Source organism: Clostridium paraputrificum, assembly GCF_900447045.1.
In the GTDB taxonomy this organism is placed as follows: Bacteria; Bacillota; Clostridia; order Clostridiales; family Clostridiaceae; genus Clostridium; species Clostridium paraputrificum.
The window spans coordinates 1-22,721 of sequence record NZ_UAWH01000016.1 but is presented as its reverse complement, the minus strand read 5'-3'; the positions used below and the strand labels follow the sequence as shown (position 1 = coordinate 22,721).

Sequence of the window (22,721 nt, the reverse complement as noted above, 5' to 3'; positions counted from 1 at the left end):
GTATGCCATAATTGAGTCCACCTAAAAGAGAAATTAAAAATGAAATTTTATCGAAAATATTTAATTTGCACATTATATAGTTCACTCCTATCAAAAGTTTGTTCTAATTTAATTTATATGTAAACAAAACATAAATATTACTAGGTTAAATATTTTTTTTATAAAGTAATGTAAAATTTAAAAAAATATGATATAATACGAATGATGTTTTGCAGAAATAAAAATATATTCGTATGGAGGTAAGTGATGAGAAATTTATATAATAGCCCATTAAATTCAAGATATGCTTCAAAGGAAATGAGTTACATATTTTCGGATGATATGAAGTTCACAACTTGGAGAAAGTTATGGGTTGCTTTAGCAGAGTGCGAAAAAGAATTAGGATTAAACATAACTGATGAACAAATTAATGAGTTAAAATCTCATATTGATAATATAAATTATGAAGATGCAATTAAGAGAGAAAAAGAAGTAAGACATGATGTAATGAGTCATGTATATGCGTATGGATTACAATGTCCAAGTGCAAAAGGAATCATACATTTAGGTGCTACAAGTTGTTATGTAGGTGATAATACAGATGTAATAATTATGAGAGATGCACTTTTATTAGTTAAAAAGAAGATAGTAACTGTATTAGATAGATTAAGTAAATTTGCTATGCAATATAAGGATATGCCTACTCTAGGATTTACACATTTCCAACCTGCACAATTAACTACTGTTGGTAAGAGAGCTACCTTATGGATGCAAGATTTAGTAATGGATATTGAGAATATAGACCATTTATTATCAACTTTAAAGTTAAGAGGGGTTAAGGGAACAACTGGTACTCAAGCAAGTTTCATGAACTTATTTGAAGGGGATGAAGCTAAAGTTAAATCTCTTGATAAAATGGTTGCTGAAAAAATGGGATTTGATAAGAGTTTTGGAGTAACAGGTCAAACTTATCCAAGAAAGCTTGATTCAATAATCTTAAACACATTATCAGAAGTTGCTCAAAGTGCCTATAAGTTTTCAAATGATTTAAGATTACTTCAAAATATGAAGGAGATGGAAGAGCCATTTGAAAAGCATCAAATTGGTTCCTCAGCTATGGCGTATAAGAGAAATCCTATGAGAAGTGAAAGAATGGGAGCTCTTGCTAGATACGTTATAGTTGATGCATTAAACCCAGCAATAACAGCTTCAACTCAATGGTTTGAAAGAACTTTAGACGACTCTGCAAATAAGAGAATTTCAGTAGCAGAAGCTTTCCTAGCTTTAGATGGTGTATTAAATCTTTATATAAATATATCAGAAAATATGGTTGTTTATGATAAAGTAATAGCAGCTCATGTTAATAATGAATTACCATTTATGGCTACTGAAAATATTATGATGGAATCAGTTAAAAGAGGCGGAGATAGACAAGAACTTCATGAAAGAATTAGAGAACATTCAATGGCTGCAGCTCAAAGGGTTAAGGGTGAGGGGTTAGATAATGATCTTATTAAGAGAATCATTGCAGATAATAGTTTTAATCTTTCAAAAGAAGAAATTTTAGCTATAATAGATCCAACAAAGTTTGTAGGTAGAGCCCCAAGCCAAGTTGTTGAATTTATTGATGAGTATATTACTCCGATCATAGAAGATAATAAGGATGCTGTTGATATTCATAGTGAAATCAATGTATAGTTTAGCAAAAAGTCCGAGCATGGTATACTTGGACTTTTTCTGCTATAATAGTTATAGTTAAAGAAAACATTTACGCCATCTAATAAAAGGAGTAGAAAATTAATTATGAAAAGATATATTATTGCTTTAGATCAAGGAACAACAAGTTCAAGAGCTATTGTATTTGATAAAAATCAAAATATATTAGGGATAAGTCAAAAGGAAATAACACAAATTTACCCTAAAGAGGGATGGGTAGAGCATAATCCTATGGAGATTTGGGCTAGTCAATATGGTGTACTTCAAGAAGTTATGGCTAAGATTAATATTAGCCCTAAAGATATAGCTGCAATAGGCATTACAAATCAAAGAGAAACTACTATAGTATGGGATAAGACAACAGGTGAACCAATTTATAATGCAATTGTATGGCAATGTAGACGTACTTCAAAGATGATTGACCAATTGAAAGATAGTGGAATAGATAAATATATAAAAAAGAAAACAGGTTTAATTCCAGATGCATATTTTTCTGCAACTAAAATTAAGTGAATTTTAGATAATGTAGAAGGTGCTAGGGAAAAAGCTGACAAAGGAGAATTATTATTTGGAACAGTTGATACATGGCTTACGTGGAAGATGACAGAAGGAGAAGTACATGTTACTGACTATACAAATGCTTCAAGGACTATGTTATATAACATAAGAGAATTAAAGTGGGATGAGGAGTTATTAAGGATTTTCAATATTCCAATATCTATGTTACCACAGGTGAAAAACTCTTCAGATGTATATGGTTATATAAGTTTAAGAGAGTGGAAAGTTCCTATTGCAGGAATTGCTGGAGACCAACAAGCAGCATTATTTGGGCAGACTGCTTTTAATAAGGGAGAGGCTAAAAATACATATGGTACCGGATGCTTCTTGTTAATGAATACAGGAGAAGAATTGGTAGAAAGTAAAGAAGGTTTGCTTACAACTATTGCAATTGGCATTGAAAATAAGGTTCAATATGCATTAGAAGGCTCTGTATTTGTAGGAGGAGCAGTAATTCAATGGCTTAGAGATGAGCTTAAATTAATAAGTGATGCAAGTGATAGCGAATATTTTGCTAGTAAAGTAAAAGATAATGGAGGTGTTTACTTAGTACCTGCATTTGTGGGATTAGGAGCTCCTTATTGGGATATGTATGCAAGAGGCACTATTTTTGGTTTGACAAGGGGGACTAACAAAAACCATATAATTCGTGCAGCTCTAGAGTCTATTGCTTATCAATCAAAAGAAGTAATGGAGACAATGGAAAAAGAATCAAATATAAATATAAAAAGGTTAAAAGTTGATGGTGGAGCAAGTAGAAATACCTTTTTAATGCAATTTCAATCAGATATTATGAATGTAGAAGTTTCTAGACCAATAATAACAGAAACTACAGCATTGGGAGCAGCTTATCTTGCAGGATTAGCAGTAGGATTTTGGAAGGATAGAAATGAACTATCAAAGGGATGGCATGAAAGTGAAAGGTATTATCCAAGCATGGTAGATGAAGATAGAAATAAGCTTTATTCTAAGTGGAAAAAGGCTGTAGAAAGAAGTCTAGCATGGGAAGAATAAAATTAAGAAGTATAGTACAAACTATGCTTCTTAATTTTAATAGGTATACTAAAAGTTAGAACCATTCCATCCCCAATTATCAACTTCTTCATATTTGATATATATAGTCTCACCAGGTATTCCAAGTTCTCTAGTGAATAATTCACATAAGTGCTTTGTCATTGTATTTAATGAATCCTTTGAGGTTTTACCGAAGATTTTAACTTCTATAAAAGCTCCAAGTTTAAGCTTTTCGCCTTTAAAATAAAGCGTGTAATTATCTTCAAAACCTACCATTAGAAAGTTTTCACTTTTTCCAGGAATGTCACAAATTATTCTTCCTAGTTCTTCCTTTAGTTTATTAGTTTTATCCTCTGATAAACTTACTGTTACTTTAGAATTAATATATGGCATCTAAATCACCCCTAATCATAAATGATTTGTTTTTATATCCATATTATAGCAATTAATCTTAAACTCTACAAATTAAAATAACTTTCTAAAATTTTATTTATATTAAAAAAATAACAAAATAATGGCTTAATTAGTCAAATTATGATAAAATATAGTAAAAGTAATTTATTAATAGGGGGAGGCATTATGTCCACGGTTGTTAGTTGTAGCTTAATCATTAGAGATGATTTTAATAACGTGTTATTGCTTAAGAAAAAGGTTAAGAGAGGACAAATCGAAAAATGGTCTCTTTTAACTCAAAAGAAGAGAAGTAAGGAAGAGCATGAGAAAACAATACATAGAGGTGTGAAGGATATATTGAAATCTATTGTTTTTGATTTAGAGCCTTTAGATGAGTATTCTATAAATGAAAATGAAAGTACTATGGTATACTTAGGTATACTAAAGGAAAAAGTAACTTTAGATAAGAATTACAAAGAAGTAAAATGGATTAATGTAAATGATATAGATAATTTTGAAATTAATAACTTAGATAAAAAATTCTTAAGGATTATTTTAAAAAAGATAGCTAAAGGCTATCTTTTTTAATTAGTAGTATGGATATTTATATAAAACATCTATACTATAGAAGTAAAGAATGATTTATAGTATTATGTAATTAATTAATGAAGAAAAGGGGTGAAGCAATGCTACAGCATTTGTGGATAGGTCAGGCTATAATCATCTTGGTAATATTGATTGTATTACTTGGAATAGGTTTTATTTCAGATTTGCCATCAGTGTTAGGTCTTAGTTTCACTAAAAGAGAAACTATAGAAAAATATATTGAAGATACTTTTGTTTCAAAGAAGAAAAAAGAAAAGACAATTTGCACATTTAGAATGATTGGAAGTAGATATTTAAATGATTTAGAAAATGTATATATTTTTATTTGTATATGTAGATATAGAAAGGAAAAAAAAGATTTAAGTTTGTTAGATGTAGAGTATAGAAAAGGAATAGTTACTTTAAGCAGGAAGTTTGGTATTTATAAAGTTATTGATGTAGATACAAAGGAAGAAAATATAAGTGGATATTTTCCTGAAGAGATAATGAGTAGTGGTGATTATGAGGAATCCACTAATGATAGAGAGAAGAGGCTATTAAAAGAAGCAAATCAAAAGAAAGCAAATAAGAAATTTAAGATAAAGAAGGTATATAAAGTATAAAAACGGGAGTTGAATTCCCGTTTTTATTTTGGCTGAATTACACGTATTTTATCGTACATGAAAGGAAATATTTCGCTAAGAGGAAAGTTTAGCTTATCATAGCTATGGCAACAATATAAATATTCACCGTAGCCAAGAGATTTGGTTATTACACCAGAGTGAGAAAAGTATCCCTTACTGTTAGCGTAAAATTGTATTACATCACCTTCTTTATAAGGGTGTTTCGAGGTTATATTAACACCAATAGCATTTTTGATAAGGTAATGATATAATTCATTAACTCTTATCCAAGAAGTACTATAAGGTCTCCAACTATTTGTAATTGGAATATTACCTGCATGTAAACATTGAGATACAAAATTTGTACAGTCTCCTCCAGAATTATCAAAGCTTTTATATTTAGTATTATAATTTAAAGCATATTTTTGAGCATACTCGCTAGCTAATTTAGAATTATAGTTGCTTCCTCTAAAAGGGAGCGGTGAGTTTGAAGTCCTAACCATTCTTTTATAATCTATAAGAAAAGAATTAAGAGAAGATAGTTGATTCTCTAAAAACTTTAATCTATAGTCTAAGTCAAGGCATTCCTTAATGTTATAAAATAGAGTTTTTTTTGAGAGTTTATCATATGTAGAAGGAAATACGTCTTTATTACACATATCTAATATAGTCCAAAGTTTATTTACTTTTTTTAAGATAAGGATAAAGTACAGTCTTTCAGAGGATTTTGTCTTTAATGTACTATTGATATAATTAAAAGAATGAATAGCGGAAATTTTTATTCGGAATGTTGATTTTTCTTTATCAATAGATATTTTTTCTATTTTATATTTTTCATTTTCAATATTATATCCAAATGTTTTTCTTATCTTATTTTTATATTTATTTTGTAGAGAAATTTCTTTTAAAATATTATCATTCATTATAAGAGATGATAATTTCTTTAAATTAGATGATGGATTTTGCAGAAGATAGAATAATTTGTAGATGTATAGCTTTACCATTATAACCTCCTATTTTCTTTAGATATTACAGTATATATTGAATGTATGGCTAAATGTGAATGTAGATGATATAATGTTTTTGAAATTAATTTTGTTACAATAAGAGGAGGATTTATAATGAAGATTTTATTAATATCGATAATTTTTATCATGATAGCAATTAATATTTCTATATATATATATGGAAGAAAAATATCAAAGAGAGTAAGTGAATCAGAAGAAGAAAATGAAGTTATGAGTAAGAAGGCTATGAAGTTTACTATAATATCTATGGTGTGTTCTTTTATAACAATTATAGTGGTTAGTATATTAGCAATATTAAATATATGGGTTTAAAAAATAGAATAATATATTAATGAGATAGAAAGAGGAATTGTAGAACAATTTCTCTTTTTTTCTTGTTTAATAGAATTATTAAATGAAAAGATAGGAATAATAGTAATGAGAAATATATAGGAGGTAAAATAATGAAAAAGTTTATTTGTACTGTTTGTGGTTATATACATGAAGGTAGTGAACCACCAGAAATTTGTCCTATTTGTAAAGTAGACAGTTCAAAGTTCGAAGAAATTAAAGGTGATTTACAATGGGCTGATGAACATAGAATTGGAATTGCTAAAGACTTATCATCAGAGATAATTGATGATTTAAGAGCAAATTTTATGGGTGAGTGCACAGAAGTAGGTATGTATCTTGCTATGTCTCGTCAGGCAGATAGAGAAGGCTATCCAGAAGTTGCAGAAGCTTATAAGAGAATTGCTTATGAGGAAGCTGAACATGCAGCAAAATTTGCGGAAATATTAGGGGAAGTAGTTGTAGCAGATACTAAATCAAATTTGGAAGCTAGAGTAGAAGCAGAATATGGAGCTTGTGAAGGTAAGAAAAAGCTTGCTACAGTAGCAAAACAAAATAATCTAGATGCTATACATGATACTGTTCATGAAATGTGTAAAGATGAAGCTAGACATGGAAGAGCATTTAAGGGATTATTAGACAGATATTTTAGTGGAAAGAGGTAAGATGGTATGAATAGAATAGATTGTAGTGTTACAAATTGTTCACATAATAAGTGTGGCACTTGTTATGCTAATAGAGTTAATATTGGAGGAAAAGCAGCAGCAGTAGATGAAGAAACATGTTGTGGATCTTTTTTAAATAGACTTTTATACAGTGATCTTACAAACAACACAAATTCTGATGGTGAGTGTGATAGTTTGGTATGTTTCGTAAAACCATGTAAGTATAATGATAATAATTTATGCTCATTAGAAGGGATACAAGTAACCGGAAATAATGTAGAAGTATATACAGAAACTAAGTGCCATAGTTTTAAATTAGAATAGTTTTAATTGAATTATCCACAAATTAATGATAGTATTAATTTGTGGATAATTTGTTAAAAAGATTATTTTATGTATAAAAATGGGTAAGATTACGTAGGGGGATGTTATGAGATTAAATGCAAATTTTGACTCGAAAAAAAGTTTTAAGTACAATACAACGAGAACTACAATCTTAATTGTATCTTTTGTTGCATTAGGGATTGTGGGATTCTCTAGAATTATTTCTGGTATAATAATTTCTAATAAATTAAAAGAAATTGTTTTTTTAGATGAAGTGGAGAGGGTTACGTCATCAATAAATTCATCTTTAAATTTAATTTTAGGAATTTTATTAATATTTAGCATAGTAGCAATTGTTGTAGCAGCAATGTATTCTTGGAAGTTTTATGGTAAAACTGCAAGGCTATTAAACGGACTAAGATTGCATATAGAGTATTTAACAAATGGGGTATATCATTATAAAATTAAAGAAAAATATTTTAATAGGGAAGATGAGATTGGTGCAATATGTAGAGCGTTAGATATTATGCAGAAATCTACAATAGGTATGATAAAGGAACTAAAAGAGTCAACATATTCTATGAACAAGCAATCCCTAGCACTAACTAGTGTTTCTTCTGAATTGAAGGATAATACAAGTAATATTTCTTTATCTATAAACAATATAGTTAAATCTATTTCTAATGAATCATCAAATATAGAGGGGATGATTGAGAAAATAAATAATCTTACAAGAATGGTTAAAGAAGCAGCACGTGATATAAAAACAGTTTCTAATATGACATTAACAGTAGATAATAATGCTGTTGAAAGTAATGCTGATTTAAAAGAACTAACTAATTCATTAAAAGGATTTAATAATATATTTATGACTTTCTTAAATACATTAGAAGCAATGAATGATAATATAAAAAAGGTAAATGATATCACTGAATTAATTAACAATGTAGCAGAACAAACAAATTTGCTTGCATTAAATGCTGCAATTGAAGCTGCAAGAGCTGGTGAGTCTGGAAGAGGATTTACTGTTGTTGCAGATGAAATAAGGAAGTTATCAGAAAAAACTAAGGAATCATCTGTTTCAATTAACCAATTAATTAATAATGTACTTATTAATTCTAAAAATCTGGTTGAGAGTACTTCAATTATGAAAGTAGAATTGGACAAGCAGTGGGTAGGGGTAGAAAAGTCTATTAAATCCTTTGCTAATATATCAGAATATGTAGCAACTATGACTCCAAAGATGGGTAATCTAGCAAATAGTTCAAATATGATTTATAAGAGTAGTAAGATTATTATGGAACAAATACAAAAGTTATCTTTAGTAAATCAACAGATATTTAGTTCAGCTGAAGAAATTGCAGTATCTTCAGAATCAACTAAGGAATATTCAAATCACTTAGCAGAATATGCAAAGGAGTTGGAAAAGAATGCTGATAATACTGCAGTATACGTTAATAAATTTGAACTAGATGGACCAGCAGAAGAAGATTAATATAAAAAAGGACATACAAGAAATTGGGGATTCTTGTATGTCCTTTTTACCATCCTCCAGAAGAGCCTCCACCATTTGAAGAGCCTCCACCAAAGCCACCAAAGTTACCACCACCACCGGGTCCTCCTCTAGGACCACCTCTACCAATATTACTCCAAAATATTATTTGAAGTAGAGTAGAAGAGATTCTTCCGCGATTCAGTATGATATCTAGCAAAAATAAAATTAGTATTATACCTCCTGAAAAGGCAAAACCTCTTGATGACCTTTCGGTTGGATTACCATAACTAGGTACTGTAAGATGTAAGGACTTATCTAAAGTTATATTGTATTCTTTAGCAATTATATCACAAAATGTGCTATAGGAGTTCATTACACCTTCGCTATAATTTCCTTCTAAGAAGCTTGGTTTTGATAGGGTTTCCATAACTCTGTTACTTAAAGCATCAGGAATAGCGCCTTCTAGTCCTCTACCAACTTCAACTCTCCAAGCCTTATCATCAATTGAGATAAGAACTAATAAACCATTATCCTTATTTTTTTGGCCAATTCCCCAACTACGAAATAACTCTAATGAATAATTTTCAATAGGTGTTCCATTAGTTGAGTTAATAATTACTATAGTGGCTTGTGCACCTGTTTTTAGTTCAAGCTCTCTTCCTATTCCTAGTATATTTCCTTTCTGAGGCTCATTTATAACTCCAACGTAATCATTTAAATATTTAAGATTTGTTTGAGTAGGAATAGAAATTGCTGAACTTATGGAGTTGTAACTTAATAGTAGTATTAATAAAAGAGAAGATAAAAATTTTAATACTCTAGATTTCATCCTTATTGTTGATTAAAATCTACTGAAGGTACATCAGTTGCACCTGCACTAGCTTTATATAAAGGTTTTTCTTGAAATCCAAAAAGTGATGAAATAATTGTTGTAGGGAATCTTCTCCTTTTAGCATTATAGTTTGTTACAGCAGTATTATAGTCTTGTCTAGCAACTGCAATTCTATTTTCAGTACCTTCTAGCTGTACTGAAAGATCCCTAAAGTTTTGATTTGATTTAAGGTCTGGATATCTTTCAACAACAACAAGAAGTCGAGATAATGCATTAGACAATTGACTATCTGCATCTGCTTGTTCTGTTACTGAAGTGGCTCCAGCAAGTTTACTTCTTGCATTTGCTATGTCAGTAAATATATCTTTTTCTTGAGATGCATATCCCTTTACTGTATTAACAAGGTTTGGAATTAAATCTGAACGCCTTTGAAGTTGAGTATCAATATTTGATTCCGCTTTATTAACAGTTTGTTCTAAATTAACTAAGCTATTATAGCTACCAACAATGGGAATAGCAATAACTAGAATTACAGCTAGAACTATTAAAGCTATTTTTAGTCCATTACTCATTTTAAAATTCATAGTATCACTCCTTTCTTATATTGTTAGTATGTGCAATAAAAAATATATTTATATAATAAAAGTATGCTGTCATAATAATTAATATTTTTTATAACAGCACACTTTTAAGTTTTTATATATTTATTCGAAATCTAATTTATAATCAGCTATATATTTACCATCTTCACTATATTTAATGAATATTTTTACTTTTGGCATACCTTTCATGCAAACATCTTTTGCAGCTATAACTTCGTGAGAATTACCTTCAGTATCTTTAAAAGAAATAACTATATCAGTAACTCCGTTTTGTGTAAACTTACCTAAACCAAAGCTTTTGTTGTCATTCTTTTTTATTTTTTTACATTTTTCTTTCCATAATGGATGTGTAGAAGTAATGTTAACATCCTTTATAAGTATAGAGGTTTGATTGAATATAATTAGCATAGGATATGATATAAACATTTTATTTTCCCCCTTTTTTATAAGTTTTTAAATATAGTAACATATAGTGGTGATTAATACAATATATTGTAAATAATACCATAAATGTTATAATATTAATATATGTATTTTGTTGTGGGGAGATGAATATATGAATTTTATTAGAATGGCAAAAGACAACTTACTTAAAAATTTAAAAGAATATTATGTATGTATAGGAACCTACGCGATTTCAGTTATAGTAATATTTAATATTCTAAATTCTACTTATGATAAATGGATATTTTATTCTAGTGATATGAGTGGTGAAGTACTAATATCTAATATGACAATAATGCTTGTAATTGTAATTATAGCTTTTTTAATGTGTTGCTATATTAGTAATTATTATGGAACTACAAAAGTACGTGATATAGGTATTATTGGAATAAGTGGAGGATCAGTTGAAAAGACGGCTATTTATATAGGAGTCCAAAATATTATATTACAAGGCATTGGAATTATTATTGGATTATTGCTAGCTGTACTATCTTCACCAATATATAATTATTTTATAAAAATAAATTTAGAGATAGAAAGACCAATATTATATATATCTCCTGAGGCAATAGGACTCACTATAGGGGTTATAATAATTGAATTTATTATGTCTGTTTTAGTAGCTACAGGTTTCTGCTATAGAAGAACTATTTTGGAACTTATGAATTATAATAGAACTACATTTGAAAGAGATAAAAGGCTGTTTAAAAAGCCAACGGCTATGTATTTTATAACTTATATTTTAGGATTAGTATCAACATATTATCTTGCAGGAGAAAATGTTGGACCTGTAATTTGGATAAATATGATTATGTGTGTTGCAGGTGCTATGGGAACCATAAGATTTGGCGTTCCAAAATATTTAGATAAAAAAAGGAAATCTGGAAAGCTATATGATTCTGAAAGAAGTGTGTGGTCAGGAAATGTAATAAATCTAATAATGAAAATATCCCCCTTAATGGCATTTATAATGGTGGCGATATCATCTACAATAGGGCCTGTGTTAAACTCTATGGATGTATCATATTCAACTATATTTATAACTAATATACAATTATTTAGTTTATTAGCCTTGCTGAGCTTTGCAATTATTTTTAAGATGTTAATTGAAATAAATAATAGGAAAATAATTTATAGAAACTTAAAGTTTATTGGTTATAGTGATGAAAAATTAAAATCTATTATAAAAAAAGAAATGTTTGTATTTTATTCTGTATTTTTGGTATTAACATTTATTCCTTTAATTATAATGGGAACTTCATCAGTAATTAGAAATTGTTTATTAATAAAAGAGCTAATTCAAATAATTATAGTACCTTTAATTACTATTATTATATTAGGGATTATATCTTATAAGTTATATAAAGATAGAGTGTTTAGAATGATTAAGGGGTGATTAGATATGGAAAAAGTTATAGAAGTTCAAAATTTAACAAAGATATATGGAACTGCAACAAGTAAGACAATAGCATTAGATAATATAAATTTAGAGGTTTATAAAGGGGAATTTGTAGGAATAATGGGACCATCAGGTTCAGGAAAAACTACCCTCTTAAATATAATTTCTACAATAGATAACCCATCAAAAGGACTAGTTGAGTTAAATGGAATAGAAGTATGTTCAATGTATGATACTCAATTAAGCAAGTTTAGATATGAAAATATAGGATTTATATTTCAAGAATTTAATTTGATTGATAATATAACTGTTGGGGAAAATATAGCTATTCCCCTAACCCTATCCCAAAAGTTAGGTACAAAAGAAATTAGGGAAAAAACCGTTGAGTATGCAAAAAGGTTAGGAATAGAAGAAGTGGTAGATAAATATCCTAATGAGTGTTCGGGAGGGCAAAGGCAAAGGGCTGCAATTGCAAGGGCTCTAGTAAATAATCCTTCTATAATTGTTGCTGATGAACCTACAGGAAACCTTGATAGTAAGAATTCTCATGAGTTATTAAAGATTTTAAAAGAGTTAAATAGTAAAGAAGGAAAAACAATAGTAATGGTAACCCATGATTCAATGATAGCAAGTTACTGTGAAAGAATATTACTAATAAAAGATGGAAAAATAGAGGGAAATTTAGAAAGAGAAGATTTATCGCAAAAGGAATTCTTTTATAAAATAGTGGACATGACATCTAAGGAATCACAAAGCTTATTTAGTGAAATAGAATAATAAATTATAAAAAGCTAGAGTATAGAATTTTACTCTGGTTTTTTTAATATTATAGATATGTAAATAACAGTTTGTATTGACAGTAATCTACAGTAAAATTAATATTATATTAAGAGATAGGCATAAATAAAATGGTATATATAAGGGGGAGCTATGAGTATTATAAAAAGATTTACAAACATAATGACATCAAACATTAATTCTATTTTAACTAAGGAAGATGCTCCAGAAAAGCTGGTTAACGAATATTTAAGAAAAATCGAAGATGATTTAGGAAGTATAAGGTCAGAGGTTGAAACTTGTATAACTGAAGAAAAGAGAATGAAGAGAAGTTTAAATGAATGCAGAGATGAGATAACAAAGGCTGAGAGATATTTAAGAAGAGCTCAAGATGACAGGGATAGTTCAAGGGAAAGTGAGTTCCTAGATAAAATAAATGAGCTGAAGGTTAAAGAGAGTAAACTAGTTAGTGACTATAATGTAATTCTAGACAATTCTAATAAGATGAAGCAGATGGAAGAAAAATTGACAAAAGATATTAATACCTTAAAAGAAAGAATGAATACAATTAAAAATACATTAGATAGTGCTAAAGTGATTGAAGAGAGAAATCTTCCAGGTAAAAATGGTGGGTCTATAGAGGATAAGGTCTCAAAATTAGAGGAAGAGGCAGACAAAAAGTTATTTAATGCTAAAGCTTTGGAGGAATTAAATGATTTATCAAGTGATAAAGCAGAGGAAGAGGAGTTAAAGAGATTATTTGATGAGTTAGAAAAAGAATAAGGGGGAGGGTAATATGTCTAGTACAGTTTACAAATGCGAGGGCTGTGGTGGTGTAATGGAGTTTGATGCTAAAGCTCAATGCTTAAAGTGTCCAAACTGTGGTAATAGTGAGAATGTAAAATCTAATGATGGAATTATAGAAGAACATACATTAACAATAGATGCTAAAAGAAGTATAAAGGTTGAAATTAAAGAAACTCAAACAATGGAATGTAAAGGTTGTGGGGCTTTAATTGAGGTTTCAGGATTAGAGACGGCTAAAAAATGTCCTTATTGTGGTTCTGCTTACGTTTTGGCAGAAAAGCAAGAGGAAACATTAATACCTGATGGAGTTGTTCCTTTTAAAATTGATAAAAATGATGCTCATGAAAGATTTAATACTTGGATGAAAAAGAGACTACTAGCACCAAGTGAACTAAAGAACTTATATCAAAGAGGTGGCTTCCAAAGTATTTATGTACCTTATTGGACCTTTGATGCACAAGCTTCTTTTGATTACACTGCAGAGGGTGGCAGAGATAGGACTGTTACTAGAACAGGAGCAGATGGTAAGACATATCGCAAGGTAGTTACTGATTGGTATTTTACCTCAGGCCATATAGAAAATTTCTTTGATGACATACAAGTGCCAGCTTCAATTAGATATAAGAGTGGTCTATTTAAAGGAATAGAACCATTTAATTTAAAGCAGTTATTACCTTATTCACCTGATTATATATCAGGACATTTATCAGAGAACTACAGCGTAGATTTAGAAAGTGGACATAGAGATGCAATAGGTATTATGAATGATGGAGTAAGATCTATGGCAGAAAGTAATGTTAGACGTAGATATGATAGAGTTAGAAGTGTAAGGTTAAGTGGTGGATATTCTAATGAAACATATAAGTATATTTTAATTCCTGTATATTCTACAACATATAACTATAAAGGTAAAAATTATACGGTTATGATAAATGGACAAACAGGAAAAGTTAGTGGATTATATCCATATAGTATTGCCAAAATAGTATTAATAGTGATAGTTTTAATTATAGTATTTTGTTTATTTATGTATTTAAGCAATTCATAGGAGGAGAAGAGCATGGGTTTATTTTCAAAACAATTTTCAAATGTAGTTGAATGGGAAGAGTATAGAGATGATTTGTTATTTTGGAAGTGGGATAATAAAGAAATTAAAAAGGGTTCAAGATTAATAATTCGTCCAGGGCAAGATGCCATATTTATGTATAATGGAAAACTTGAAGGTGTATTTACCGATGAAGGAAGCTATGATATTGAATCTGAAATTATTCCTTTTTTATCTACATTAAAAGGCTTTAAATTTGGGTTTAATAGTGGAATAAGAGCTGAGGTATTATTTATTAATACCAAAGAGTTTACTGTAAGATGGGGAACAAGACAAGCTATAAATATTCCTAATCAAGCATTGCCAGGAGGAATGCCTGTAAGAGCAAATGGGACATTTAATTGTAAGCTTTCAGACCATATGGCTTTTATTGATAAAATAGCTGGTATAAAGCATCAGTATTCAATTGATGAAACTAAAGAAAGAGTTTTATCTTTTCTCGACCAACTTTTAATGAAGTGGATAGTTAAAGAGGGAAAAGATATGTTTAACCTTCAAGCTAATTCTTTTGATATATCAAGAGGAATTTGTGAGGATTTAGACTATGAAATGAGTAAAATTGGAATATCCATAACTAATTTTAATATAGCAAGTTTTTCATATCCTGAAGAAGTTCAAAAGATGATTAATAAAATAGCTTCTCAAAGTATGGTTGGGGATATGAGTAAGTATCAACAAGTTAGTATGGTTGAAGGAATGACATCTGGAAAGATGAATGGTGGTAATGTTGCATCTGATATGTTAGCAATGCAAATGGGTATGTCAATGGGACAACAAATGATGAATAATATGCAACAAAATAGCAATAATAATACTACTCAGAATAATAATATTCAAGATTCAAGTAATGGGTCTTATCCAAAGTTCTGCCCAAGTTGTGGGACAAAGACTTCTGGAGGAAAGTTCTGTAGTGAGTGTGGTCAAAAACTTTCATAAATATAATAACTCTAGTAAATAATTTTACTAGAGTCAGGGTGTCGACAAAATCGACACCCTTTTTTGATAAAAAGAGATATAGATAACAAATTATAAATAGAATGTAGTAGTGTAGATTCATTAGTTCCTGAAGACCATTTGAGTAGGAAAATTAATGAAGATTTAGATTTTAATTTAGAGTTTGATATTACTGCTGGAAATGTGCATGATAGTGTGGGCTTCGTTGATTTATGTAAAGAATTAAAAGATGGATTTTCATATATGTCCAAATTTTAAAATATTGAAATATGTGAGGAAATGTGTTAAATTTTTATCATGGGTGGTATTTTCAGGAAGCTACACCAGATTGACAATTTTTTTATTTTGTATAGCTCATATCTATTTAGAATGGGACTAATATGTATCACACTCTATGAATGGAGGTGATAACAATAAAAATCGGATTTATAGGTGCAGGAAAGGTAGGATTTGCGCTAGGGAAGTATTTAAGTGAAAATAATATAAATTTAGTGGGGTATTATAGCAAAAATATAAATTCAGCAATTGAAGCAGCTAAATTTACAAATTCAAAATATTTTACAAGTATTAAAGATATTATAAAAGAATGTGATACTATTATCATTACTACTCCAGATGGAGTAATAGAAGAAGTTTGGAATAGTATTAAAAAGTTATACATTAATGAAAAAATAATATGTCATTGTAGTGGGTCACTATCATCAAGTATATTTTCTGAAATAGATAATTATAGTTCATATGGTTATTCAATCCATCCTATTTTCGCATTCAGCGACAAATATAATTCTCATAAAAATTTAAAAAGTGCATTTATAACAATCGAAGGGGCTGAAAAGTATTTAAATAACATTAAAGAGTTATTTAGTAGTTTAGGAAACACAGTAAAAGTAATATCTAAAGAAAATAAGTATAAATATCATTGTGCTTCTGTTATGGTAAGTAATCATATTATTGCATTAATAAATAATAGTGTTTCGTTATTAAAAGAATGTAATTTTACTGATATAGAGGCTATTGAAGCTTTATACCCATTAATTAAAAATAACATTGAGAATGTATATACTAAGGGGGTTAAAGAAGCATTAACTGGTCCTATAGAAAGAGGAGATGTTACTACTATTAAGGGTCACTTAGATGTGTTAGATGGAGATGTCAAGGCTATATATACTTTGCTTAGTAGAAGTTTGTTGAATATAGCAAAGGAGAAAAATGCATACAGAAGTTATGAGAAAATAGAATTAATGATTGGAGAATAAACAATGAAAAATACATCAGTTACATTTAAAGAGTCAAAAAATAAAGAGAAGCTTACTATGCTAACAGCATATGATTACTCTACGGCAAAGTTAATGGACGAGTCTGGAATAAATGGAATATTGGTTGGAGATTCATTAGGAATGGTATGTTTAGGTTATGAAGATACATTACCTGTTACTATGGAGGATATGATACATCATACAAAAGCTGTCTCAAGGGGAGCTAAAAATACATTGGTGGTTGCTGATTTACCTTTTATGTCTTATCAGACATCTGTATATGATGCTGTAGTTAATGCAGGTAGATTAATAAAAGAAGGTGGTGCGCAGGCTATAAAACTTGAGGGTGGTAAAGATATGTATGAGCAGATTAAAGCTATTGTAAATGCATCTATACCTGTTATGGGGCATATTGGATTGACACCTCAATCAGTAAATTCATTCGGTGGATTCAAGGTACAAGGAAAAAGTGAAGAAGCAGCTAAAAAATTATTAGAAGATGCTTTATCTGTAGAAAAAGCAGGAGCATTTGCAATTGTTCTAGAGTGTGTTCCTGTAAAGCTAGCTAAATTGGTATCAAGTAAATTAAGTATACCCACAATAGGAATTGGTGCTGGTGATGGATGTGATGGTCAAATATTAGTTTATCAAGATATGTTAGGAATGTTTTCTGATTTTACGCCTAAGTTTGTAAAAAAGTATGCAAATGTAGGAGAAGTTATGAAATTAGCTTTTAAAGAATATATAAATGAAGTTAAAGATGGAATTTTTCCAGAAGAAAAGCATGGATTTAAGATAGATGATGAAGTAATAGAAAAATTATATTAAGGAGTAAATTATGAATATTTCAAATAGTATAACAGATGTAAGGAAATACGTATCAAAGTGGAAGTTAGAAGGCCTTAAAATAGGGTTTGTTCCAACTATGGGATATTTACATGAAGGGCATAAGAGCCTTATAGATAGAGCGGTAAAAGAAAATGATAGAGTGGTAGTAAGTATATTCGTAAATCCAACTCAATTTGGCCCTAAAGAAGATTTAGCTAATTACCCAAGAGATCTAGAGAGAGATGCTAGTTTATGTAGTGACTCAGGAGTTGATTTGATATTTGCACCTAAAGTAGATGAAATGTATTTTGATGATTTCTGCAGTTTTGTGGATATGGAGGGATTAACTAAAGGATTGTGTGGTAAGAGTAGACCAATACATTTTAGAGGTGTATGTACTGTAGTTTGTAAATTATTTAATATAGTTTCACCTAATAATGCATACTTTGGGGAGAAAGATGCACAACAATTAGCTGTTATAAAGAGAATGGTAAGAGATTTTAACTTTGATGTTAATGTAATAGGTTGTCCAATCGTTAGAGAGAATGATGGATTGGCTAAGAGTTCTAGGAATACTTATTTAAATGATGAAGAGAGAAAAGCAGCTACTATATTAAATAAAGCCCTAAAATTGGGTAAGGAAGCTTTAGATAATGGATTAAGAGAGTGTAGTGAATTAGTAGATATAATTAATAAAGAGATACAATTAGAACCATTAGCTAAAGTAGATTATATAGAAGTTGTGGATTCGTTATCTATGGAAAAGCTGGATATAATTAAAGATAATGTTTTAGTTGCAATAGCTATATATATAGGAAAAACAAGACTAATAGATAATTTTACTTATGAGATTTAATGGAGGAAAGCAAATGAATATAAAAATGTTAAAAGGAAAAATTCATAGAGCGACTGTAGTACAAGCTGAATTAGAGTATATTGGAAGTATAACTGTAGATAAGGATTTATTAGAAGCATCAGGAATATTAGAATATGAGAAAGTTCAAATTGTTAATATAAATAATGGTAGTAGATTTGAGACATATACAATAGCTGGAGAAAGAGGATCCGGTTTAATTTGCTTGAATGGTGCAGCTGCAAGATGTGTACAAGTTGGAGATAAAATTATAATAATGGCTTATTGTAATATGGACGAGAAGGAAGCAAAGGATCATAAACCACGTGTAGTATTTGTTGATGAAAAAAACAAGATAGAAAAATTATCACGATATGAAAGACATGGATTATTGGAATATATTTAATTTAGATGGGATAATGTTCCCTTTCAGATTATAGACAAAAAGCATTTTCTCCAATCGGAGAAAATGCTTTTTGTCTACAATCTTACTCTAGTAAATAATTTTACTAGAGTTTATTTATATTATTGAAAATATATTATTAAAATAATATAATAAGTATAAATTTTAAACACAAGAGGTAAAGTGATGGATTTTATAAAAAACTTAGGTGATAAAGAAGCGCAGGCTTTTATAGAAAATAACAAAGAATTAGTAATTCTAGATGTTAGAAGATATAATGAATTTAAAACAGGTAATATACCTAATTCTATTAATATTCCTGTAGAGGAACTTGAATGGGAAATTGAGCAGTTAGAAGATTATAAAGATAAACCGATTTTAGTTTATTGTAGAGCAGGTCATAGAAGTGTTGTTGCATGTAATATACTTAATGATGCAGGATTTGAAAAATTATATAACTTGTCATATGGTACACTAGGATATACAGGAAGATTAGAGCCTATTTAAATGCAATAAATAGATAAAAAAATAGAGCGAATTATTTTCGCTCTAAGTCTGGGTTTAAATCATATATGAAATTAAAATATTGATTTGAAAGTTATTTATATCTTAATTATTGACAGAATAAATTATTTTAAACAAGTAAAGTTAAAAATATAAATTATTAGGGTATAAAAAAATTTTAGTTTGGTAAACTAATAGTAATCCTAAATTCATAAAAAATTATAGTTATTAGGTGGAATAAGTTTAAAATTTATTCCACCCTTTTTTTATAAAAAAAATAGCATAAAAATCTAGTTATCCGCATAAAAACTGGACTTATCACACTTTATCAAGGTCAAAACCACTCAATTTACTACTAATTTACTACTTATGAATGAGCTTTGATACGACGATTTATCCTTGAAAAGTGAAGATATAAAGATACTTCCAATAAAATTTGAATATTTAATAGGTAGACACTTCAAAAAATGAGGTGTCTATTTTTTTACCCGATTTTGAAAGGAAGTGAACTTATGAAAACAAAAAATCAAGAATCAAAAGGTCGTTCCCCACTCTTTAAGACCATCAAACATTCATTCAGCCAATAAAAAAGAAAGGATAGGTAAAAATATGGAACTTAAATTTGTGATTCCCAACATGGAAAAAACATTCGGCAATTTAGAATTTGCTGGCGAGGATAAAGTCGTTCAGCGAAGAATCAACGGACGGCTAACTGTCTTATCAAGAAGCTATAATCTCTATTCTGATGTTCAAAGAGCAGATGATATTGTGGTGGTGCTTCCTGCTGAAGCTGGCGAAAAACATTTCGGCTTTGAGGAACGTGTGAAGTTAGTCAATCCACGTATTACCGCAGAGGGCTACAAAATCGGCACTCGTGGTTTTACAAATTACCTTTTACATGCTGACGACATGATAAAAGAATAAAGAAAGAGAGGAAAAATGATGAGATTAGCAAATGGCATTGTATTAGATAAAGACACGACTTTTGGAGAATTGAAATTCTCTGCTCTACGTCGTGAAGTGAGAATCCAAAATGAAGACGGGTCGGTTTCAGATGAAATCAAGGAACGTACCTATGACTTAAAATCCAAAGGACAAGGACGCATGATTCAAGTAAGTATTCCTGCCAGCGTGCCTTTGAAAGAGTTTGATTATAACGCACGGGTGGAACTTATCAATCCCATTGCGGACACCGTTGCTACTGCCACCTATCAAGGAGCAGATGTTGACTGGTATATCAAGGCAGACGATATTGTGCTGACAAAGGATTCTAGTTCATTCAAAGCTCAACCACAAGCAAAGAAAGAACCGACACAAGACAAATAGTCGCTAGGTAGAAAGGAGACTTTTTCGCATGAAACAGCGTGGTAAAAGGATTCGCCCATCTGGTAAAGATTTAGTCTTTCATTTTACGATAGCGTCACTCCTGCCTGTTTTCCTGCTGGTTGTCGGACTGTTTCATGTGAAGACAATCCAGCAGATCAACTGGCAGGATTTTAACCTATCACAAGCAGATAAGATTGACATTCCCTATTTAATTATCAGTTTCAGTGTCGCAATTCTTATCTGCTTGCTGGTAGCGTTTGTATTCAAACGGGTTCGCTATGATACGGTTAAACAACTTTACCACCGTCAAAAACTGGCAAAGATGATACTTGAAAACAAGTGGTATGAATCTGAACAGGTCAAAACAGAGGGTTTCTTTAAAGATAGTGCTGGTCGTACAAAGGAAAAGATAACCTACTTCCCTAAAATGTATTATCGACTTAAAAATGGCTTGATACAGATACGGGTGGAAATCACGCTGGGAAAATATCAAGACCAACTCTTACACTTGGAAAAGAAATTAGAGAGTGGCTTGTACTGTGAGCTGACGGATAAAGAGTTAAAGGATTCCTATGTGGAATATACTTTGCTCTATGACACCATAGCCAGTCGTATTTCTATTGATGAAGTAGAAGCTAAAGATGGTAAACTTCGCTTAATGAAAAACGTATGGTGGGAATATGATAAGCTCCCTCATATGTTGATTGCTGGTGGTACAGGTGGCGGTAAAACTTACTTTATACTGACACTGATTGAAGCCTTGCTTCATACAGATTCAAAACTGTATATTCTTGACCCGAAAAATGCTGATCTTGCGGACTTAGGTTCTGTGATGGCAAATGTCTACTATAGAAAAGAAGACTTGCTTTCTTGCATTGAAACATTCTATGAAGAAATGATGAAACGTAGTGAGGAAATGAAGCAGATGAAGAACTATAAGACTGGCAAAAATTATGCTTACTTAGGTCTCCCGGCACACTTCTTAATCTTTGATGAATACGTCGCTTTCATGGAAATGCTGGGAACAAAAGAAAACACCGCAGTTATGAATAAGCTGAAACAGATTGTCATGTTAGGTCGTCAAGCTGGCTTCTTTCTAATACTGGCTTGTCAACGTCCAGACGCAAAATATTTAGGCGACGGAATCCGTGATCAGTTTAATTTCAGAGTGGCTTTAGGTCGTATGTCTGAAATGGGCTATGGCATGATGTTTGGCAGTGACGTACAAAAGGATTTCTTCTTAAAGCGAATCAAAGGTCGTGGCTATGTTGATGTAGGAACAAGTGTCATATCAGAGTTTTATACTCCCCTTGTACCAAAAGGATATGATTTCTTGGAGGAAATTAAAAAGTTATCCAACAGCAGACAGTCCACGCAGGCGACGTGCGAAGCGGAAGTCGCAGGTGTGGACTGATCTTGCTGGCTGGTGTGGCAATAGCCACGCCAGCACTTAACCCCCCGTATCTAACAGGGGGGTACAAATCGACAGGAAACAGTCAAAAAAACATTAGAAAATCCTTTGGTTACAAGGGATTTACAAAATTTCAGCGTATGTCAAATGGGCTTTAAAAGTTGACATACGCCTTTTTGATTGGAGGGATTTTTACTGAATGAACAAACTTGGTTACAGCATTTAAAAGAAAAACGCTTGGCTTATGGACTATCTCAAAACCGTTTAGCTGTTGCGACTGGTATTACAAGGCAGTATCTAAGCGATATTGAAACAGGAAAAGTCAAGCCATCAGAGGATTTACAGCAGTCCCTTTGGGAAGCTCTGGAACGCTTCAATCCCGACGCTCCCCTTGAAATGCTGTTTGATTATGTAAGAATTCGCTTTCCGACAACAGACGTACAGCAGGTGGTCGAAAACATCTTACAACTGAAACTGTCCTATTTTCTTCATGAGGACTATGGTTTCTAT

The 22,721-nt window shown here is 30.5% G+C and carries 27 protein-coding genes and 1 pseudogene; 23 read left to right on the top strand and 5 right to left on the bottom strand.

Features of this window, described 5'->3' with window-relative positions; translation table 11 throughout:
* Positions 1–246 precede the first annotated feature (246 nt).
* Positions 247–1,677, top strand: a complete 1,431-nt coding sequence (gene purB / locus DR024_RS13380) for an adenylosuccinate lyase (RefSeq protein ID WP_027097562.1) — start codon at positions 247–249, stop codon at positions 1,675–1,677.
* 105 nt (positions 1,678–1,782) lie between these two features.
* Positions 1,783–3,267: pseudogene (gene glpK / locus DR024_RS13375) on the top strand (glycerol kinase GlpK).
* A gap of 48 nt (positions 3,268–3,315) precedes the next feature.
* Here glpK and DR024_RS13370 read toward each other — a convergent pair.
* Positions 3,316–3,660 carry a phenylpyruvate tautomerase MIF-related protein gene (locus tag DR024_RS13370; RefSeq protein WP_027097564.1) on the bottom strand — a complete coding sequence of 115 codons (345 nt, stop codon included), beginning with the start codon at positions 3,658–3,660 and terminating at the stop codon, positions 3,316–3,318.
* Between the two features lie 186 nt (positions 3,661–3,846).
* Here DR024_RS13370 and DR024_RS13365 point away from each other — a divergent pair, with 186 nt between their 5' ends.
* Together DR024_RS13365 and DR024_RS13360 are read left to right on the top strand one after the other, a co-directional pair.
* Positions 3,847–4,248, top strand: coding sequence for a hypothetical protein (locus DR024_RS13365; protein ID WP_111919020.1), 402 nt, complete (start codon positions 3,847–3,849; stop codon positions 4,246–4,248).
* A 77-nt stretch (positions 4,249–4,325) separates the two neighbouring features.
* Positions 4,326–4,868, top strand: a complete 543-nt coding sequence (locus DR024_RS13360; protein ID WP_143331501.1) for a hypothetical protein — start codon at positions 4,326–4,328, stop codon at positions 4,866–4,868.
* A 23-nt stretch (positions 4,869–4,891) separates the two neighbouring features.
* Here DR024_RS13360 and DR024_RS13355 read toward each other — a convergent pair whose 3' ends face one another.
* The gene (locus DR024_RS13355; protein WP_051195906.1) at positions 4,892–5,872 is read right to left on the bottom strand and encodes an amidase domain-containing protein; all 981 of its coding nucleotides are present in this window, start codon (positions 5,870–5,872) and stop codon (positions 4,892–4,894) included.
* Between the two features lie 117 nt (positions 5,873–5,989).
* On the opposite strand from DR024_RS13355, the gene DR024_RS13350 reads away from it, so the two are divergent.
* The 4 genes from DR024_RS13350 to DR024_RS13335 all read left to right on the top strand — a co-directional run bounded on the left by DR024_RS13350 (position 5,990) and on the right by DR024_RS13335 (position 8,710).
* Entirely contained in the window at positions 5,990–6,208 is a 219-nt protein-coding gene (locus tag DR024_RS13350; RefSeq protein ID WP_111919018.1) for a hypothetical protein, read from the top strand.
* Between the two features lie 131 nt (positions 6,209–6,339).
* Positions 6,340–6,891 carry an NADH peroxidase gene (locus tag DR024_RS13345; RefSeq protein ID WP_027097568.1) on the top strand — a complete coding sequence of 184 codons (552 nt, stop codon included), beginning with the start codon at positions 6,340–6,342 and terminating at the stop codon, positions 6,889–6,891.
* Positions 6,892–6,897: 6 nt separating this feature from the next.
* The gene (locus tag DR024_RS13340; protein ID WP_027097569.1) at positions 6,898–7,215 is read left to right on the top strand and encodes a DUF1540 domain-containing protein; all 318 of its coding nucleotides are present in this window, start codon (positions 6,898–6,900) and stop codon (positions 7,213–7,215) included.
* A gap of 106 nt (positions 7,216–7,321) precedes the next feature.
* Complete coding sequence (locus DR024_RS13335; protein WP_027097570.1) at positions 7,322–8,710, top strand: methyl-accepting chemotaxis protein; 1,389 nt, start codon at positions 7,322–7,324, stop codon at positions 8,708–8,710.
* A 46-nt stretch (positions 8,711–8,756) separates the two neighbouring features.
* On the opposite strand, the gene DR024_RS13330 is transcribed toward DR024_RS13335, so the two are convergent.
* From DR024_RS13330 to DR024_RS13320, 3 genes are all read right to left on the bottom strand, one after another.
* Complete coding sequence (locus DR024_RS13330) at positions 8,757–9,539, bottom strand: TPM domain-containing protein (RefSeq protein ID WP_034865882.1); 783 nt, start codon at positions 9,537–9,539, stop codon at positions 8,757–8,759.
* Positions 9,540–9,541: 2 nt separating this feature from the next.
* A complete protein-coding gene (locus DR024_RS13325) occupies positions 9,542–10,114 on the bottom strand; it encodes a LemA family protein (RefSeq protein ID WP_055184475.1) in 573 nt (190 codons plus the stop codon).
* Between the two features lie 132 nt (positions 10,115–10,246).
* Positions 10,247–10,570, bottom strand: coding sequence for a hypothetical protein (locus DR024_RS13320; RefSeq protein WP_027097573.1), 324 nt, complete (start codon positions 10,568–10,570; stop codon positions 10,247–10,249).
* 130 nt (positions 10,571–10,700) lie between these two features.
* Between DR024_RS13320 and DR024_RS13315 the strand changes: the two genes are divergently transcribed.
* From DR024_RS13315 to DR024_RS13240, 15 genes are all read left to right on the top strand, one after another.
* A complete protein-coding gene (locus DR024_RS13315; protein ID WP_027097574.1) occupies positions 10,701–11,984 on the top strand; it encodes a hypothetical protein in 1,284 nt (427 codons plus the stop codon).
* A gap of 6 nt (positions 11,985–11,990) precedes the next feature.
* Positions 11,991–12,764, top strand: a complete 774-nt coding sequence (locus DR024_RS13310) for an ABC transporter ATP-binding protein (RefSeq protein WP_027097575.1) — start codon at positions 11,991–11,993, stop codon at positions 12,762–12,764.
* A 153-nt stretch (positions 12,765–12,917) separates the two neighbouring features.
* Positions 12,918–13,547: a PspA/IM30 family protein gene (locus tag DR024_RS13305; RefSeq protein WP_051195907.1), complete on the top strand. Its 630-nt coding sequence runs from the start codon at positions 12,918–12,920 to the stop codon at positions 13,545–13,547.
* A 13-nt stretch (positions 13,548–13,560) separates the two neighbouring features.
* On the top strand, positions 13,561–14,619 hold the full coding sequence (locus DR024_RS13300; RefSeq protein ID WP_055253745.1) for a hypothetical protein: 1,059 nt from the start codon (positions 13,561–13,563) through the stop codon (positions 14,617–14,619).
* Between the two features lie 12 nt (positions 14,620–14,631).
* The gene (locus tag DR024_RS13295) at positions 14,632–15,612 is read left to right on the top strand and encodes an SPFH domain-containing protein (protein WP_027097576.1); all 981 of its coding nucleotides are present in this window, start codon (positions 14,632–14,634) and stop codon (positions 15,610–15,612) included.
* A gap of 138 nt (positions 15,613–15,750) precedes the next feature.
* Positions 15,751–15,888 (top strand): hypothetical protein, encoded by a 138-nt coding sequence (locus DR024_RS17785; RefSeq protein ID WP_155849283.1) that lies wholly within the window; start codon positions 15,751–15,753, stop codon positions 15,886–15,888.
* Positions 15,889–16,028: 140 nt separating this feature from the next.
* The gene (locus DR024_RS13290; RefSeq protein WP_082419901.1) at positions 16,029–16,886 is read left to right on the top strand and encodes a Rossmann-like and DUF2520 domain-containing protein; all 858 of its coding nucleotides are present in this window, start codon (positions 16,029–16,031) and stop codon (positions 16,884–16,886) included.
* A 3-nt stretch (positions 16,887–16,889) separates the two neighbouring features.
* Positions 16,890–17,714 carry a 3-methyl-2-oxobutanoate hydroxymethyltransferase gene (gene panB, locus DR024_RS13285; protein ID WP_111919016.1) on the top strand — a complete coding sequence of 275 codons (825 nt, stop codon included), beginning with the start codon at positions 16,890–16,892 and terminating at the stop codon, positions 17,712–17,714.
* Between the two features lie 10 nt (positions 17,715–17,724).
* Entirely contained in the window at positions 17,725–18,570 is an 846-nt protein-coding gene (gene panC, locus DR024_RS13280; protein ID WP_055184331.1) for a pantoate--beta-alanine ligase, read from the top strand.
* A 13-nt stretch (positions 18,571–18,583) separates the two neighbouring features.
* Positions 18,584–18,973, top strand: coding sequence for an aspartate 1-decarboxylase (gene panD, locus DR024_RS13275; protein ID WP_027097580.1), 390 nt, complete (start codon positions 18,584–18,586; stop codon positions 18,971–18,973).
* A gap of 183 nt (positions 18,974–19,156) precedes the next feature.
* A complete protein-coding gene (locus DR024_RS13270; RefSeq protein ID WP_027097581.1) occupies positions 19,157–19,477 on the top strand; it encodes a rhodanese-like domain-containing protein in 321 nt (106 codons plus the stop codon).
* A gap of 606 nt (positions 19,478–20,083) precedes the next feature.
* Complete coding sequence (locus tag DR024_RS13260; protein WP_000420682.1) at positions 20,084–20,398, top strand: YdcP family protein; 315 nt, start codon at positions 20,084–20,086, stop codon at positions 20,396–20,398.
* 18 nt (positions 20,399–20,416) lie between these two features.
* Positions 20,417–20,800 (top strand): YdcP family protein, encoded by a 384-nt coding sequence (locus DR024_RS13255; protein WP_001234286.1) that lies wholly within the window; start codon positions 20,417–20,419, stop codon positions 20,798–20,800.
* 28 nt (positions 20,801–20,828) lie between these two features.
* Positions 20,829–22,214: an FtsK/SpoIIIE domain-containing protein gene (locus DR024_RS13250; protein ID WP_000813488.1), complete on the top strand. Its 1,386-nt coding sequence runs from the start codon at positions 20,829–20,831 to the stop codon at positions 22,212–22,214.
* Positions 22,215–22,391: 177 nt separating this feature from the next.
* The coding region (locus DR024_RS13240) for a helix-turn-helix domain-containing protein (protein ID WP_146742888.1) at positions 22,392–22,721 on the top strand (330 nt) is incomplete at its 3' end.

Bases quoted from the DNA above. Each gene is read 5' to 3' on its own strand.
- DR024_RS13335 (WP_027097570.1), top strand. From the start codon at position 7,322: ATGAGATTAAATGCAAATTTTGACTCGAAAAAAAGTTTTAAGTACAAT.
- DR024_RS13310 (WP_027097575.1), top strand. From the start codon at position 11,991: ATGGAAAAAGTTATAGAAGTTCAAAATTTAACAAAGATATATGGAACT.
- purB (WP_027097562.1), top strand. From the start codon at position 247: ATGAGAAATTTATATAATAGCCCATTAAATTCAAGATATGCTTCAAAG.
- DR024_RS13370 (WP_027097564.1), bottom strand. From the start codon at position 3,660: ATGCCATATATTAATTCTAAAGTAACAGTAAGTTTATCAGAGGATAAA.
- DR024_RS13305 (WP_051195907.1), top strand. From the start codon at position 12,918: ATGAGTATTATAAAAAGATTTACAAACATAATGACATCAAACATTAAT.
- DR024_RS13260 (WP_000420682.1), top strand. From the start codon at position 20,084: ATGGAACTTAAATTTGTGATTCCCAACATGGAAAAAACATTCGGCAAT.
- DR024_RS13270 (WP_027097581.1), top strand. From the start codon at position 19,157: ATGGATTTTATAAAAAACTTAGGTGATAAAGAAGCGCAGGCTTTTATA.
- DR024_RS13295 (WP_027097576.1), top strand. From the start codon at position 14,632: ATGGGTTTATTTTCAAAACAATTTTCAAATGTAGTTGAATGGGAAGAG.
- DR024_RS13350 (WP_111919018.1), top strand. From the start codon at position 5,990: ATGAAGATTTTATTAATATCGATAATTTTTATCATGATAGCAATTAAT.
- panC (WP_055184331.1), top strand. From the start codon at position 17,725: ATGAATATTTCAAATAGTATAACAGATGTAAGGAAATACGTATCAAAG.
- DR024_RS13255 (WP_001234286.1), top strand. From the start codon at position 20,417: ATGAGATTAGCAAATGGCATTGTATTAGATAAAGACACGACTTTTGGA.
- DR024_RS13290 (WP_082419901.1), top strand. From the start codon at position 16,029: ATGGAGGTGATAACAATAAAAATCGGATTTATAGGTGCAGGAAAGGTA.
- DR024_RS13315 (WP_027097574.1), top strand. From the start codon at position 10,701: ATGAATTTTATTAGAATGGCAAAAGACAACTTACTTAAAAATTTAAAA.
- DR024_RS13360 (WP_143331501.1), top strand. From the start codon at position 4,326: ATGAAGAAAAGGGGTGAAGCAATGCTACAGCATTTGTGGATAGGTCAG.
- DR024_RS13365 (WP_111919020.1), top strand. From the start codon at position 3,847: ATGTCCACGGTTGTTAGTTGTAGCTTAATCATTAGAGATGATTTTAAT.
- DR024_RS13325 (WP_055184475.1), bottom strand. From the start codon at position 10,114: ATGAGTAATGGACTAAAAATAGCTTTAATAGTTCTAGCTGTAATTCTA.
- DR024_RS13355 (WP_051195906.1), bottom strand. From the start codon at position 5,872: ATGGTAAAGCTATACATCTACAAATTATTCTATCTTCTGCAAAATCCA.
- panB (WP_111919016.1), top strand. From the start codon at position 16,890: ATGAAAAATACATCAGTTACATTTAAAGAGTCAAAAAATAAAGAGAAG.
- DR024_RS13340 (WP_027097569.1), top strand. From the start codon at position 6,898: ATGAATAGAATAGATTGTAGTGTTACAAATTGTTCACATAATAAGTGT.
- DR024_RS13345 (WP_027097568.1), top strand. From the start codon at position 6,340: ATGAAAAAGTTTATTTGTACTGTTTGTGGTTATATACATGAAGGTAGT.
- DR024_RS13330 (WP_034865882.1), bottom strand. From the start codon at position 9,539: ATGAAATCTAGAGTATTAAAATTTTTATCTTCTCTTTTATTAATACTA.
- DR024_RS13320 (WP_027097573.1), bottom strand. From the start codon at position 10,570: ATGTTTATATCATATCCTATGCTAATTATATTCAATCAAACCTCTATA.
- panD (WP_027097580.1), top strand. From the start codon at position 18,584: ATGAATATAAAAATGTTAAAAGGAAAAATTCATAGAGCGACTGTAGTA.
- DR024_RS13300 (WP_055253745.1), top strand. From the start codon at position 13,561: ATGTCTAGTACAGTTTACAAATGCGAGGGCTGTGGTGGTGTAATGGAG.
- DR024_RS13250 (WP_000813488.1), top strand. From the start codon at position 20,829: ATGAAACAGCGTGGTAAAAGGATTCGCCCATCTGGTAAAGATTTAGTC.